This window comes from Pseudomonas sp. AC136 (genome assembly GCF_979258585.1).
Genome location: NZ_OZ409865.1, coordinates 906,326 through 919,755, shown reverse-complemented (window position 1 = coordinate 919,755; position 13,430 = coordinate 906,326). Strand labels below are relative to the sequence as shown.

Genomic DNA, 13,430 nt, shown 5'->3' with positions numbered 1-13,430 from the left:
AGTTGCCATGACTGCCATCACCATTACTGAAGCTGCCCACGATTACCTAGCCGACCTGCTGAGCAAGCAGAGCACCACCGGCATCGGCATCCGCATCTTCATCACCCAGCCGGGTACCCAATACGCTGAAACCTGCATCGCCTATTGCAAGCCGGGCGAAGAGAAGCCAGACGACCACGCCGTAGCGTTGAAAAGCTTCACCGCTTATATCGACGCCTTCAGCGAAGCCTTCCTTGAAGACGCGGTAGTCGACTACGCCACCGACCGCATGGGCGGCCAGCTGACCATCAAGGCGCCAAACGCCAAAGTTCCGATGGTTAACGAAGACAGCCCCATCAACGAGCGCATCAGCTATTACCTGCAGACCGAAATCAACCCGGGGCTGGCCAGCCACGGCGGTGAAGTCAGCCTGATCGACGTGGTCGAAGACGGCATTGCCGTACTGAAATTCGGCGGCGGCTGCCAAGGTTGCGGACAGGTTGACCTGACCCTCAAAGAAGGCATCGAGAAAACCTTGCTCGAGCGTATTCCCGAGCTCAAAGGCGTTCGCGACGTGACCGATCACACCAACAAAGAAAACGCCTACTACTAAGTAGCGTTCGATGACAAAAGGCGGCCCTCGGGCCGCTTTTTTCATTTCTGCAGGTTCATTTCTGCCCGCTTCACTGGGGAATCCGTGGAGTTTTAGCTTCGTTCTGCAAAGCTAATCGGAGCCTTCATACAGGCTCTAGGTCGTGCCTTTCATAGGGTTTATGTATTGAGCCCTAGGGGAAGAAACGCCATGAACAAACACTGCTTTCGTCTTATTTTCAGCAAGCCTCTGGGCTTTTTTATTCCCGTCGCCGAAATCACTCGCGCCCAACGCAAGCCTGGGCAGCGGCAGGGGCCTGCTGCTAGTGCAGTTGCACCTAAACCGCCGGCTTTTTCGATTAAGCATCTTGCACTTTCTATGTGGGTGGCCGCTGTTCCGAGCTGGGCCACCGCAGAAATTCTGCTGGATCGCAGCAGCGGCGCCACGGTATCCAGCGCCGTCAATGGCGTGCCCGTGATCGAGATCGCGAAAGGTAACCAAAAAATAGACGCACAACAGGTCGCCAAATCACTTTCCAAAAAGTTAGGTTCGTTGGGTGGTGAGACGCGCGTGAAAGAGCTGTCTTTCATCGATGGGGCTTTCAAAGAAAACGTCCGAAACAAGATTGACCGCCACATTCTTATTAACGCTAACCACGGTGATCCGGCCGCTGATTATGCTGTCGCCCAGTTGGCAGCGAAACACCCCACGACGACGACCGTTGTCATCCCGACACATGATGGCAACGCTCAGGTGCTGTCTGGATCGCTTGAGGGAGGCGGTCGCAACGCCAAGTTCGAAGTGGTTGGGCATGGAGCAGAGAGGAAAATCGGCACTCTGAGTCCGGAGCAAATTGCAACGACCGTAGCGCGTTTATCGGCATCAACCGGCACTTCAGTGGAAAAACTGACGCTGGTTGGTTGCGAGTCACTTTGCAATAAGGGGGGCATTGTTGACGAGGTGCGATACCTGCTCAATACAAAGGAAGATATTCAAACGCGCGTCAAAGGTTACTCCACATCGATCATTATCGATGGCAACGGTCACAAACTGCCTGTTTCGGCTGATACCGTCGGCGCGCTGGGAAAAGACGATCCGCTTAGTCCGGGTGAAAGCCCCCCCCACCTTACCGGCACCGAAAACGATCCCCATAGCGAAGGTCCAGAAACAGCAAAGCCCAACCATATCTGGGAAGCCTACAATAAAAAGATGATTAGCATGGAGGCTGCCGAGTTTCTGTCTCATGTGAAAAACAAAGTCGAGTATGACTTGCAACTTGGCCCGGTTTTTCTGGGTGAGGCCCATAATTTACCTTCGGCGTGGTTACTGACGAAGCAGTTGTTATCCGACGGGGCGTTAAAGCGAGCTGTCTTGGAGAGTGTTCCGATCTACGACTCGTATGAGCTCGCGGATAATGCGGCTGTCGAACAGGCGCTGGCAATGAAAGGTTATTCATCGCTGGATGATTATTTTAGTAATTTCGACTTGCTGGAAAAAGATTCTACCGGTTATAAAATTATCAAGCAGGAGTTTGCCGCTGAAGTGGCAAAAATTAATAACTATTATGCTGGGCTATTGCGGTCGGATGTATTGGATAACAATATCAGATTTGACTTTATTGACAGCGGGCGATTGGAGGACCGACCCGCCAATGATCTGGAGGAAATAACCGTGCGAAATATCGCGATGGCTGAACAACTAAATAGTGATCTTAAATACAAGCTGCCGGGTGTGCTTGGAATATTCGGCGCCGAGCATCTGCGCAGGCACCCGACTCATAACAATACGGCGGGTCCGGCCGTTCAGGAATTGGTGGATCTACCGCAGTACAGAACATATGACTTAACACCGTTATTTAACGATTATTCAACCGGAAAGGATCTGTATCGGTGGTCGCAGCTTAGTGATAGCCGGCCCCTGGATGCGGGAATATCGGAGGCGACCCCTTACAAACCTTCAGGCGCCAACATTGGGGAGCCTATTCAAATTAGAAAATATAAAAACCAACTGGTACTCAACGCAGCAGGTGAGCATGCGCAGCCGGCAATAGATCAAGTCAGAGCAAATTATCCATCCACCTCTATCGTCTTCGATGCTCAGGAAGGGGGCAATCTCGAATATGTCGACGGTGCGGCGGCAAGCACTTCTCGCGAGCGGCTGACGAAGGTATTTCTTTTTGCCGATAAAGAGCCCGCTCTATCCGATAAGCACCGCTGGTTAACACTGGCCAGTAATAAATTGTACCGAGCCCCCAAATACTTGAACCTCAAGGAGTTTCATCTAACGGCTCAGGGCACATTCGAGTTCGTCCCCCCCGGCTCGCTGTCCAACCCAGTGCCGTTTAATGATCCTACGCAGTAGGGACCGCAGGACGCGTTAAAGCGGCGTAACCACGTGCCGCTCCCTGGCCGGCCATAGCATCACCAGCGCCAACGCTACTAAGGGCAAGACACCGAGGTTGATGGCGGTCCAACCCAGCCCGGTGATCAAGGCACCGGAGGCAAATGAGGCACAGGCGGCGACGGAACCGTTGACCAGTTCCATGACGCCTTGCGCCTGACCACGTTCGCTTGGGGCGTGACCTTCTGCGAGCAAGGTGGTGCCCGCGATCAGTGCCAGGTTCCAGCCCAGGCCGAGCAGGAATGAACTCACAAGAAAATGCCCTTTGCTCAGGCCGAGGAGCGCGACCACGGCGCTGGCGAGCAAAATGCAGCCGCCGAGCACGGCGACGCGGCGGCTGCCGAGGCGGTCTACCAGCGGACCGGCGACAAATGCTGGAAGAAACATGCCGAGCATGTGCCACTGAATGACCCCCGCGCCCACTGCCACATCAAAGCCACAAAAACTCATGGCCAGTGGCGTGGCGTTCATCACCAACACCATCAAGCCGTGGCCGATAGCGGTGGTGGCAACCGCTGCGCGCACCACTGGCCTTGCCAGCAATTCGCGCATGGCGGCAAAGCCCGCTTTGCCTGGCGCCGGCGCGGCACCTTCGCGCAACCGGCTGAGCAGTAGCAAGCCGAATGCAGCGAGCGCCGCGATGGCCAGATACGCCCCCAGATACGGCGTGCTCAGCACGGTGCGCGACCACAGCGCCAAGCTGGGTGCCAGCAAAGCCGCAAGCACACCGCCTCCGACGACATACGCGGTGGCACGGCCTTTCTGATGTTCGTCTACCGCTTCCAGCGCGGCGAAACGGTAGTACATGGCCGACGCTTGATAGGCGCCGATGGGCAAAGCGCCGAGGCAGAACACGATGAAGTCGCCCACCCAAACGCCCAACGCGCTGAGTAAACCGCCCGCCACGCCACAAGCCGCACCGAGCATCAAGCCCGGTCGCCGGCCGTGACGCTGCATAAACAGCGACAGCGGCTGCACGGCCAGCAAATTGCCGAGCACCAGCAGTGCCAAGGGCAGGGTGGCCAGCACGTTGCTCGGCGCCAGTTGCAAGCCGACCAGCGAGGTCAGGGTGATGCCGATGAGCGAGCAAGACCAGTACAGCGCCTGGCCGGCGAAAAGCAGCCGAACGGAGGCATTACGCAACAGCAACATGATGGTTTTTCCTTGGCGGATGGTGACGTCAGCTGGCCTTGGCGCAACCGGCTGGTTTGTGCACGCGTTCGGTGGAAGCGGGGTTGTTGAGCAACTTGGCGGACGGGCGGCGAGGGCGTTGCAGCAGTTCGCCGCCGCAATTCGGGCATTCGCCCTTGAGGTGGGTTTCGGCGCAGTCCTGGCAGAAGGTGCATTCGAATGTGCAGATGCGCGCGTCCACAGAGTCCGGCGGCAGGTCGCGGTCGCAGCATTCACAGCTTGGGCGGAGTTCGAGCATGGCGTAGTCCTTACGTGGGTGGCTTTGCATGAGGATGGCGGGCGCTTATAGCGCCGGCTCGCGCAGTGGGGCGTCGCCAAAGCGCTGCGAATATTCCTGGGGGCTGACCGCCAGGTGTTTGTGAAATGTGCGCCGCAAGTTTTCCGGATGGCCGAAGCCGGTCAGGCGCGCCACGGTGGCAATCGAGGCTTGGGCGTCTTGTAGCAGCAAGCGCGCCGCTTCAAGCCGCACGCGCTCGACATAGCGCCCCGGGCCCATGCCCAATTCCTGGGTAAATACGCGCGACAAGGTACGCGGCGTCATTTTCGCCTGCTGCGCCAGGGCTTCCAGCGACAAGTCTGCCCCGATGTTGGCGGGCAGCCAGTCGAGCAGCGCAGCCAGGCGCGGCACGCGGGTCGGTTCCGGGGTGAGCAGGGCGCTGAATTGGGTTTGTCCGCCAGGACGACGCAAAAACATCACCAAGCGCCTCGCGACGCTCAAGGCTATTGCCCGGCCCAGGTCGGCTTCAACCAGGGCCAGCGCCAGGTCGATACCAGCCGTGACGCCCGCCGAGGTGAACACATGGCTGTCGCCGTCGAGATTGCGCGGGTCGAAGGTGTGCAGGCGGTCGCTTTCGATCAGCACCGAGGGAAACCGGCAGCGCAGCTCGTCGACGTCGGCCCAATGGGTGGTTGCCTGGCGGCCGTCGAGCACGCCAGCGGCGGCGAGAATCAGTGCGCCGGAACAGATCGACCCCAGCCGCCGCACCTGCGGCTCGGTCTGGCGCAACCACTCAAGCAACGGCGCGTCGAGCATTTGCTCGTTGACGCCGAGGCCGCCGGGCACGAGCAGGGTGTCGAGTTGCGCAACGTCCAATGTTTGCCAGGTGTGGTCTACGCACAGACGCATGCCAGCGGACGTGGGCACGGGCGTCAGGTCTTCGCCCACCAACAGCAATTCATAAAACGCTGGCAGGCCCTGGCGCCCGCGCTCGACGTTGGCCGAGGCGAACACTTGCATGGGGCCGGTGACATCCAGGCTCATCACCTGCGGGAAAATCAGGCAGGCGACGGTGCGCAGGTGGCTGGAATGAGGAGGCGTGGCCATGGGGGCACCTTCTTGACGAGGATGCCATTCTGTCGCGCGATGGGCTTGGCAACAATGACAATAAGCCCACAGATATTGCCATTTGATTTTGACTGCGCGGTTTTAGGCAAATCGCGGCTGAAGCCGCTCCCACAATTGAGGTGGACCCTGTAGGAGCGGCTTCAGTCGCGAGCTTTTGAACGGAAAATCCCTCATTGCGGATTCAACCGCTCCAAAAACCGCATCAATGTGGTTTCTTCATCCCGCAAACCCTTGCGGCTGCGCGCCTTGCTCAACGATGCCAGTTCGCCGGCAACGAAATGCTCCAGCACCGCCGGATGCACGTAGCACTTGCGGCAGATGGCAGGGGTGTTGCCGAGCTGGCTGGCGACATCTTTGATCACTTCGTTGACGAGGCGTTTTTGCTCGGTGGCCGAGCGTTCCTCGTGGGGCAATTGGCGCAGGCGGTCGAGGGCCAGGGCGGTGCCGGCCCAGGTGCGGTAGTCCTTGGCGGTGAAGTCGCTGCCGCTTTGTTCTTGCAGATACTGGTTGATATCGGACGAGGTCACGACCCGGCGCTGACCGTCGTCGTCCAGGTATTGGAACAGGTGCTGGCCTGGCAATTCGAGGCAGCGGCGAATGATTTTCGCCAGGCGCGGGTGCTGCAGGCTCACTTCGTGCTCGACGCCGCTCTTGCCGCGAAAGTGAAAGCGGATGCCGGCGCCTTTCACGTCCACGTGGCGGTTACGCAGGGTGGTCAGGCCGAAGGATTTGTTGTCACGGGCGTACTGCGTGTTGCCGACGCGAATCAGCGTGGAGTCGAGCAGGGCCACCACCGTGGCGACCACTTTGTCATGGCCCAGCCCCGGCAGTTTCAAGTGTTCTTCGGTGCGCGTGCGCAGTTTCGGCAGGGCGCGACCGAATTCCAGCAGGCGTTCGTATTTGTCGGCATCGCGAATTTCCCGCCAGCGTGGGTGATAGCGGTACTGCTTGCGCCCACGGGCGTCGCGGCCTGTCGCTTGCAGGTGGCCTTGCGGGTCGGCGCAAATCCATACGTCTTCGTAGGCCGGCGGAATGGCCAGCTTGTTGATGCGCTGAATCTCGTCGGCGTCGCGGATGCGCTCGCCCTTAAGGTCGAAGTAGACGAACTTGCCGCGCAATTTACGTCGGCGAAAACCCGGTTGGCTGTCGTCAACGTAGTGCAAGTCGGGCGGCAATGCGGGACAGAGCAGGGTGCCGGTGTCGCCGCCTTCGTCATCGGGTAGCGGCCGTTCGCCTTTGGCCAACGGCAATACGTCGGGCTTGATTGCGCTGGTCATGGTTAGCCTTGCCTCGGAGTGTTGATGGCTTCGCTCCATTCATCATGCTCGCAGCGCTGACATGTGGCGTGCTCGCCGGCCTGCAGTTGCGTGGTGTTGCCGCACCAGATGCAGGCGTACAACGCGCTGCTCGGCACTTCCCGATATTGCTGGCGAAGCGGGCTGGGCAATACCGACAGGCCGTAGCGCACCTGGTCGTCGGGCAGGAAATACAGGCTGACGTCGCCGTTCACTTCCATGATGCCGATGCGCACTTGGCCCAGGTGCTCGACGCCTTTCTGGCGCAGCTCCATAAAGAATTCGTCGGTGGAAATGTTCTTGCGCGCCAGCGCCGGCACGTCGCACACGCCGTTTTCAATGATCAGCGCCGGGCGGCCCTCCAACCAATCACCGAACCGCGGCAAGCGCTCCATGGCGAAGGTGGTGACGCGGTAGAGCAGCAGCAACGTAGCGAACACCACAACGATGGGCAGCAACGGCACGTCGTCGTAGAAGGTGACGTCACCTGCGGCTGAGCCGAGGGTGAGGATCACCACCAGCTCAAACAGCGACAGCTGCCTGACGCCACGGCGCCCGGAAATTTTCAGAAAGGTGAACACCACCAGATAAGCGAACAGCGTGCGCACCGTGACTTCGAGCAAAAACGGTACGGGCAGCTTGTCGATCAGCATCCGCTGCCAATCGAAAGCGGTCATGGCCAGAGGCCTTGGTGACGAGGGGACATGGGCGGTTTCCTACCTGACTGCGGGTAACAAAATAGACGCTGACCGGCGGTTTTAGGTTCGGTGTATTTGTGCGTCAGGGGCAGGTGTACGCCGGCTCGACGCGTAATGCCTGAAAAGCATGTTTTTTATGCTCTTTAGGTTTGAATGAATAAAAAGTCATGAAAATCAACGTGTTAAAAATTGTAATTCTTTTAGGTTATTACAAAATAGTTAAAAGTTACTTTTTGAGATAAGCCCTCTCCTCAATCATTGCGCCCAACACGTCGAACCGCTCTGCAACGGCCACTTGCCAGACAGCGCGGGCGCTGGGTCACCGCGCTGTTGACCGGCGACATACGCAATTGCGAGGAGTTTTAAATGGGCAATGTTCAACCAGCCGCATCAGCGCAGCGGCAATGGCAGGCGCCGGCCAGCGCCGATCTGGTCGACCTCGGTCACCGCCACCGCGAGCCGCTGGCCCAGAGCCGGCGGCATCACGTGGCGCCAGTCGGCGCATTGAGTCGGCGCGAAAAGCTGTTGCTGGCGGTGCTCGCGGTGGTCGCCCACGGTGGGCTGATTTACTGGCTCAACCAGCAGACCCCGCCGCCGCTGCCGGTAGTGCCGCCAGAAATTCCGCCCATGGAAATCGAATTCACCCGTCCGGCGCCGCCAGTGGTGGAACCGCCACCGCCGCCACCGCCGCCGCCCGTGGTTGAGCCGCCACCACCGCCACCGCCGGTGGTGGATGAGTTGGCTGCGAAGCCGGCGCCAAAACCGATTCCGAAACCCAAGCCGACACCGCCGCCCAAACCCTTACCGAAGCCGGCACCCAAGGCTGTAGAACCGCCGCCCCCAGCGCCGACACCAGCGCCCGTTGCGGCACCGGCGCCACCCGCGCCGCCGGCTCCGGCGCCGGTGACACCGCCGTCGGCCAACGCGGCGTACTTGAAGAACCCGGCGCCGGAATACCCGTCGCTGGCTCAGCGTCGCGGTTGGGAAGGCACGGTGGTGCTGCGGGTGCATGTACTGGCCAGCGGCAGCCCGGCAGAGATTCAGATTCAAACCTCCAGCGGCCGCGAGCTGCTGGATAACGCAGCCGTACAGGCGGTCAAGCGCTGGTCGTTTGTGCCGTCCAAGCAAGGCGATGTGGCGCGAGACGGTTGGGTCAGCGTGCCGATCGGCTTCAAGTTGCACTGACAGCGACCACGCATTAGCGAATTTATAGAGAGAGTTGAATCATGAGCGTATTGGCCACATCCCCCCTCGAGTCGATTGAAAGCGCGGTCATCTGGCTGCTGGTCGGTTTCTCTGTTGTGACCTGGGGCCTGGCCCTGCTGAAAGCCTTGCAGTTCGGGCGATTGAAACGCCAGGACCGCAAGTTCCAAAAGCTGTTCTGGGGTGCCTCCAGCCTGGATGGAGCGGCGGAACTGGTGAACTCCCAGCCCGGCGCCGTCTCCCGTGTTGCCCAAGCCGGCTTCGGCGCGATCCAGGTGCAGGAGCACGCCCAGGATTTAAGCCAGGCGATCAACCATCAGGACCGCCTCGAACGCGCCCTGCGTCAGCAGATTCAACGGGAGCGTCGTTCGTTGGAATCGGGCTTGGCGGTGGTTGCATCCATCGGCAGCACGTCGCCCTTTATCGGTCTGTTCGGCACCGTATGGGGAATCATGGAAGCGCTCAAAGGTATCAGCCTGGCCGGCTCGGCCAGCCTGGAAACCGTGGCCGGCCCAATTGGTGCTGCGCTGGTGGCGACCGGTGTGGGCATCGCCGTCGCCGTGCCGGCGGTGCTGGTTTACAACTACTTCTTGCGCCGCCTGAAGCTCAACTCGGCTGACCTGGACGACTTCGCCCACGACTTCTACAGCCTGGCGCAGAAGTCCGCGTTCAAGCTTATTCAACTGCCTGGCGGTAAGGCCGCGCCGCAGAAAGTGAAGGAGGCTTCGTAATGGCGTTCTCCACTCAAGACAGCGATGAAGTGCTCAGCGAAATCAACGTAACGCCGCTGGTGGATGTGATGTTGGTGCTGCTGGTGGTGTTTATCGTCACGGCGCCGCTGCTGACCAATGCCATCCCGATCAACTTGCCGAAAACCGAAGCCGTGGCGCCGGTCGAGCAGAAAGACCCGCTGGTGGTCAGCATCGACGGCGCCGGCAAAGTGTTCCTTAACAAGGACGAAATTCAGGCCGACTTGCTGCAATCCAGCCTGGAAACCGCCAAGGCCAAAGACGCCGAACTGCGGGTGCAATTGCAGGCTGACGAGAAGGTCGACTACGGCCAGGTGGCCAAGGCCATGGCGTCGATTGAGCGAGCAGGGATTACCAAGCTGTCGGTGATTACTGCGCGTTAACCCGTTTTGGTCGCCCTGCTTCAGGCAGGGGCAGGGCGGCCTATTTTCTTCGTTCCCGGACACGGTGAAACTGCTGCGCTCGGTTCTGCTGCGTTGAAAACGAGCTCGCACTGCTCATTGGCTACAGCCAACTCCGCGTGCTCGCTCGTTTTCGCCTTGCATAACCTTCGCTCGCTACGTTTCACCGTGCCCGGACCGCAGAGCAAAGCGTCACTTAGGAGAAACCTGATGACTTCCACTCTCTATATCTCGCCGGGCGCTTGCTCGTTCGCCGCTCACGTGGTCGTGCATGAGCTGGAGTTGCCGATTCAGGTGGAGCGCGTTGCGTTGCGCACGGCGGACTCGACGATTCACCAGATCAACCCCTTGGGCCGCGTGCCGGTGTTGCAGTTGGACGATGGCCGGCGCATCACCGAGAACAGCGCGATTTTGCCGTATCTCGCGGACCTTAAGCCGGGCACTTCGCTTTTCGCGCCGGCGGGTAGCGTGGAGCGCGCGCAGATTCAGAGTTGGATTGGTTACCTGGCCGCCGAGGTGCACGCCGCCTCCTTTCGCCCGCTGAACCGGCCGGAGCGCTACAGCGCCGATGAAAGCGCCCACCCCGGCATTCGTGCGCAGGCGCTGGAGCAGTTGTATAAGGCGTTTGCGCACATCGACCAACACCTGCAAGCCCAGCCTTTCTTGGGCGGCGAGCAGTACAGCATTGCCGATGCTTACCTGGGCGTGTTCGCTGGCTGGGCAGGGCGCGTGGGCGGGCGCTTGGATGAGTTGAAGGCGTTGGCGCGCTTTCGTGAGCACTTCAACGCGCGGCCGGCGGTCCAGCGCGCGTTGGTGGCTGAGGGCTTTTAGGCCTCAGCCGTTTTCCTCTTCGTAGCGGTCCAGCGTGTCGCTGGTGATGATGCGGCCCAGTTCGATCAACTCGGGCGCTTTGTAGAACTCGAAAAAGCGGCAGGCGCGGCGCGGTACGTTGACCAGAATATCGGGCGGGTAGCCGGCGATCTTGTATTGCGCGAGCGAGGTTTGCATCACCTCGAAGCTTTGGTTGACCAACTCCAGCAGCGACGCCGGGCTACCGGTTTCCGCAACCCGTGAGCCGGTGGCCGAGTTTGGCGTCGGGCTTTCATCCGGGCGCGGCGACGGTGCGGCGGCCGGTGGGTCGAGCCAGGGGTTGGGCTCGGCGCTGGCGGCGGCTTCGAGTAACGCAGCTTCTTCGGCGGGGCCGGCCAGTTTGCGGCGAAACGGAATGCGTGAACCAATGCTGTCCATCAAGCCATCGAGCTTGCCTTTGAACGCGGCAGGACGCTCGATTACCGGCAGTTGGTAATGGCGCTGGCCGTTGGCGTTGAGGTTCACTGCCACAATCAAATCGCAATGACTGGCCACCACCGGCACGATGGGCAACGGGTTGAGCAGGCTGCCGTCTACCAACATGCGCTTGCCCTGGATCACCGGGGTAAACAGGCTGGGAATCGCCGCCGACGCGCGCATGGCTTGGTGCAGGTTGCCTTGCTGGAACCAGATTTCCTGCTGGAAGGTGAGGTCGGTGGCGACGGCGGTGTAGGGGATGCGCAGGTCTTCGATATTGATCTCGCCGACCATTTCGCGAATGCGCCCGAAGACTTTTTCACCGCGAATGGCGCCGAGTCGAAAGCTTACGTCGAGCAGACGCAGCACGTCGATGTAGTCGAGGCTTTCAATCCACTCGCGGTATTCGGGCAGCCTGCCGGCGGCATAGATGCCACCCACCACCGCGCCCATGGAGCAACCGGCGATGCAGGCGATGTCATAACCGCGCCGCTCCAGTTCCTCGATAGCGCCAATGTGCGCATACCCCCGTGCGCCCCCCGCACCCAACACCAGCGCCACGCGTTTACTCATCACCCGCTCCTGATTACTATCGCCGGCCGCTTGGCACGGCATTTTGCGACCATACGCGCGCCGGCTTGCGCCGCCAAGGCGTAGGCGATCGCCGCTTCGCTTGATCGCACTTTTTCGCGGCGCTGGCGTCTGATCAACACACGTGCTTAATGACGTTTAACCTGCTGTTTCTCTTATTTGGAGCAATGTTATGAAAGCCTGGATCTGCTTACCCCTGATGGTGCTGGCGTTGTCCGGTTGCGCCGCAAAAACTGCCTACCGCGACAGCTGCGCCGCGCAGTCGGACGCCGCCTGGCGCGAGCTTGATCTGGCCAAGGCCGAAGGCTTTGCCGGCACCGTGAGCTACTCCAAAGCCCTGTCGCTGCTGACCGGCGCGAAAACCTCGCAACAATTCGAAGGCTACGAAAGCTGCACCAAGAACGCCAAGAAAGCGCGCTTCTACATCAGCGAATCCCGCGCCGGGCGTTGATTGCGTTTCAGCAGAACACGGTCGTCAGGTAGGTTGGGCTGAGCCATCGGCGAAGCCCAACACGCCACTTCTGCAATCCAGCACAGCAATACAATCTCTTCCCATCTGCATCTCTCACTATCAGCTCATACGAATCTGACAGTGAGCGCCCCATGGCCAATCCCGTTTCCCGCAGCGCTTTCACCGCCAGTGATTGGGGCTTGCTGTGGCTACGCGTTACCGGCTCGGCCTTGCTGCTGCATGTGCACGGCTTGCCAAAACTCCTGCATTTTCAAGAACAGCTGAGCCTTATCGAAGACCCCTGGCGCCTCGGCGCGACCTTCACGCTGAGCCTGGCGATTTTCGCCGAAGTGCTGTGCCCGCTGCCGATTCTGCTCGGCGTGCTCACCCGTCTTTCTTGCTTGCCTATTCTCGCCGTGCTGCTGGTGGCGCTGGTGGCCGTGCACCCGGAATGGAGCGTGGCCGACGGCCAGTTCGCCTGGTTGCTGCTGATAATTTTCAGCACGGTGTTTATCGCTGGCCCAGGGCGCATTGCCTTGTCGCAACGCCTGCCCGGTAAGGCGCGGGCGCTGGTCTATCTTCAGTGACGGCTCGGTTTCTTACGTTCAAACAGGAGGCGTCAGCCCATGAGTAGTGTGGAAGTGTTCGAAGAGGTGGCGACCTTGCTGGTCCGTCACCGCGTCAAGGCCGGCAAAGATGCCGCCTATGAAGCGTGGCTGCGCCGCATCATCAGTACCGCGCGCGAGTACGCCGGGCACTTAGGCATCGACGTGATGCGCGGCCACAGCCAGGGGCTGACCCAGTTCACCTGCGTGCTGCGCTTTACCAGTACCGAGCTGCTGCAAACCTGGCTCGACTCTGACGACCGCCGCCGCTTGGTGGCCGAAGTGGAACCGCTGCTGGCCGACGGCGATAAAACCGAAGTGAACGCCGACCGCGAATTCTGGTTTACCCCCGCTGAAATCGGCACCGCCAAACCGCCCGCGCGCTGGAAACAGGCGTGCGTCACCTTTCTGGTGATTCTGCCGCTGAGCATGGGCGTGCCGCTGTTGTGGAAGCCGGTGTTCGCCAAGCTGCCGTTTTTGTCTGGCTACCTGGCCAGCAGTGTGGTGATCACGCTGAGCATCGTCCTGCTTGTGGTGTACGTGTTTATGCCGCGAGTGACACGCCTATTTGCGCGCTGGCTTAACGCCTAGCGCTGCTTTGTGAAAGGAGAGTAATCCTCATGGCTGATGAAACCCCTCCAAA

At 60.1% G+C, this 13,430-nt stretch carries 15 protein-coding genes; 9 read left to right on the top strand and 6 right to left on the bottom strand.

The window, feature by feature from the left end:
- The first annotated feature begins 7 nt into the window (after positions 1-7).
- Both nfuA and ACZZZU_RS04020 read left to right on the top strand, forming a co-directional pair.
- A complete protein-coding gene (gene nfuA, locus ACZZZU_RS04025; RefSeq protein WP_122498371.1) occupies positions 8-592 on the top strand; it encodes a Fe-S biogenesis protein NfuA in 585 nt (194 codons plus the stop codon).
- Positions 593-781: 189 nt separating this feature from the next.
- Positions 782-2,932 carry a C80 family cysteine peptidase gene (locus tag ACZZZU_RS04020; RefSeq protein ID WP_463549833.1) on the top strand — a complete coding sequence of 717 codons (2,151 nt, stop codon included), beginning with the start codon at positions 782-784 and terminating at the stop codon, positions 2,930-2,932.
- Positions 2,933-2,947: 15 nt separating this feature from the next.
- Here ACZZZU_RS04020 and ACZZZU_RS04015 read toward each other — a convergent pair whose 3' ends face one another.
- From ACZZZU_RS04015 to ACZZZU_RS03995, 5 genes are all read right to left on the bottom strand, one after another.
- A complete protein-coding gene (locus ACZZZU_RS04015; protein ID WP_463552099.1) occupies positions 2,948-4,120 on the bottom strand; it encodes an MFS transporter in 1,173 nt (390 codons plus the stop codon).
- Between the two features lie 31 nt (positions 4,121-4,151).
- Entirely contained in the window at positions 4,152-4,400 is a 249-nt protein-coding gene (locus ACZZZU_RS04010; RefSeq protein WP_463549832.1) for a DUF1272 domain-containing protein, read from the bottom strand.
- 45 nt (positions 4,401-4,445) lie between these two features.
- On the bottom strand, positions 4,446-5,486 hold the full coding sequence (locus ACZZZU_RS04005) for a GlxA family transcriptional regulator (protein WP_463549831.1): 1,041 nt from the start codon (positions 5,484-5,486) through the stop codon (positions 4,446-4,448).
- Between the two features lie 191 nt (positions 5,487-5,677).
- Positions 5,678-6,784 carry a DNA topoisomerase IB gene (locus tag ACZZZU_RS04000; protein ID WP_463549830.1) on the bottom strand — a complete coding sequence of 369 codons (1,107 nt, stop codon included), beginning with the start codon at positions 6,782-6,784 and terminating at the stop codon, positions 5,678-5,680.
- A 2-nt stretch (positions 6,785-6,786) separates the two neighbouring features.
- A complete protein-coding gene (locus ACZZZU_RS03995) occupies positions 6,787-7,479 on the bottom strand; it encodes a DUF421 domain-containing protein (RefSeq protein ID WP_463382566.1) in 693 nt (230 codons plus the stop codon).
- Between the two features lie 387 nt (positions 7,480-7,866).
- Here ACZZZU_RS03995 and ACZZZU_RS03990 point away from each other — a divergent pair, with 387 nt between their 5' ends.
- The 4 genes from ACZZZU_RS03990 to ACZZZU_RS03975 all read left to right on the top strand — a co-directional run bounded on the left by ACZZZU_RS03990 (position 7,867) and on the right by ACZZZU_RS03975 (position 10,684).
- Positions 7,867-8,685: an energy transducer TonB gene (locus ACZZZU_RS03990; protein ID WP_463549829.1), complete on the top strand. Its 819-nt coding sequence runs from the start codon at positions 7,867-7,869 to the stop codon at positions 8,683-8,685.
- A gap of 41 nt (positions 8,686-8,726) precedes the next feature.
- Positions 8,727-9,434 (top strand): MotA/TolQ/ExbB proton channel family protein, encoded by a 708-nt coding sequence (locus tag ACZZZU_RS03985; RefSeq protein WP_122451013.1) that lies wholly within the window; start codon positions 8,727-8,729, stop codon positions 9,432-9,434.
- Entirely contained in the window at positions 9,434-9,835 is a 402-nt protein-coding gene (locus tag ACZZZU_RS03980) for an ExbD/TolR family protein (protein WP_463549828.1), read from the top strand. Before ACZZZU_RS03985 ends, ACZZZU_RS03980 begins: the two co-directional genes overlap by 1 nt.
- 228 nt (positions 9,836-10,063) lie before the next feature.
- Positions 10,064-10,684 carry a glutathione S-transferase C-terminal domain-containing protein gene (locus ACZZZU_RS03975; RefSeq protein ID WP_463549827.1) on the top strand — a complete coding sequence of 207 codons (621 nt, stop codon included), beginning with the start codon at positions 10,064-10,066 and terminating at the stop codon, positions 10,682-10,684.
- A 3-nt stretch (positions 10,685-10,687) separates the two neighbouring features.
- Here the strand turns inward: ACZZZU_RS03975 and ACZZZU_RS03970 are convergent, their stop codons facing one another.
- Complete coding sequence (locus tag ACZZZU_RS03970) at positions 10,688-11,713, bottom strand: patatin-like phospholipase family protein (protein WP_122498391.1); 1,026 nt, start codon at positions 11,711-11,713, stop codon at positions 10,688-10,690.
- Between the two features lie 190 nt (positions 11,714-11,903).
- Here ACZZZU_RS03970 and ACZZZU_RS03965 point away from each other — a divergent pair, with 190 nt between their 5' ends.
- From ACZZZU_RS03965 to ACZZZU_RS03955, 3 genes are all read left to right on the top strand, one after another.
- Positions 11,904-12,182: a hypothetical protein gene (locus ACZZZU_RS03965; protein WP_122451010.1), complete on the top strand. Its 279-nt coding sequence runs from the start codon at positions 11,904-11,906 to the stop codon at positions 12,180-12,182.
- 152 nt (positions 12,183-12,334) lie between these two features.
- Positions 12,335-12,769, top strand: a complete 435-nt coding sequence (locus ACZZZU_RS03960; protein WP_463549826.1) for a DoxX family protein — start codon at positions 12,335-12,337, stop codon at positions 12,767-12,769.
- 39 nt (positions 12,770-12,808) lie between these two features.
- A complete protein-coding gene (locus ACZZZU_RS03955) occupies positions 12,809-13,378 on the top strand; it encodes an antibiotic biosynthesis monooxygenase (protein ID WP_122498395.1) in 570 nt (189 codons plus the stop codon).
- The last annotated feature ends 52 nt before the right edge of the window (positions 13,379-13,430 follow it).

What these genes read in the sequence shown, in the direction of transcription:
- nfuA (WP_122498371.1), top strand. Translation starts at nt 8, where the DNA reads ATGACTGCCATCACCATTACTGAAGCTGCCCACGATTACCTAGCCGAC.
- ACZZZU_RS04020 (WP_463549833.1), top strand. Translation starts at nt 782, where the DNA reads ATGAACAAACACTGCTTTCGTCTTATTTTCAGCAAGCCTCTGGGCTTT.
- ACZZZU_RS04010 (WP_463549832.1), bottom strand. Translation starts at nt 4,400, where the DNA reads ATGCTCGAACTCCGCCCAAGCTGTGAATGCTGCGACCGCGACCTGCCG.
- ACZZZU_RS04005 (WP_463549831.1), bottom strand. Translation starts at nt 5,486, where the DNA reads ATGGCCACGCCTCCTCATTCCAGCCACCTGCGCACCGTCGCCTGCCTG.
- ACZZZU_RS04000 (WP_463549830.1), bottom strand. Translation starts at nt 6,784, where the DNA reads ATGACCAGCGCAATCAAGCCCGACGTATTGCCGTTGGCCAAAGGCGAA.
- ACZZZU_RS03995 (WP_463382566.1), bottom strand. Translation starts at nt 7,479, where the DNA reads ATGACCGCTTTCGATTGGCAGCGGATGCTGATCGACAAGCTGCCCGTA.
- ACZZZU_RS03990 (WP_463549829.1), top strand. Translation starts at nt 7,867, where the DNA reads ATGGGCAATGTTCAACCAGCCGCATCAGCGCAGCGGCAATGGCAGGCG.
- ACZZZU_RS03985 (WP_122451013.1), top strand. Translation starts at nt 8,727, where the DNA reads ATGAGCGTATTGGCCACATCCCCCCTCGAGTCGATTGAAAGCGCGGTC.
- ACZZZU_RS03980 (WP_463549828.1), top strand. Translation starts at nt 9,434, where the DNA reads ATGGCGTTCTCCACTCAAGACAGCGATGAAGTGCTCAGCGAAATCAAC.
- ACZZZU_RS03975 (WP_463549827.1), top strand. Translation starts at nt 10,064, where the DNA reads ATGACTTCCACTCTCTATATCTCGCCGGGCGCTTGCTCGTTCGCCGCT.
- ACZZZU_RS03970 (WP_122498391.1), bottom strand. Translation starts at nt 11,713, where the DNA reads ATGAGTAAACGCGTGGCGCTGGTGTTGGGTGCGGGGGGCGCACGGGGG.
- ACZZZU_RS03965 (WP_122451010.1), top strand. Translation starts at nt 11,904, where the DNA reads ATGAAAGCCTGGATCTGCTTACCCCTGATGGTGCTGGCGTTGTCCGGT.
- ACZZZU_RS03960 (WP_463549826.1), top strand. Translation starts at nt 12,335, where the DNA reads ATGGCCAATCCCGTTTCCCGCAGCGCTTTCACCGCCAGTGATTGGGGC.
- ACZZZU_RS03955 (WP_122498395.1), top strand. Translation starts at nt 12,809, where the DNA reads ATGAGTAGTGTGGAAGTGTTCGAAGAGGTGGCGACCTTGCTGGTCCGT.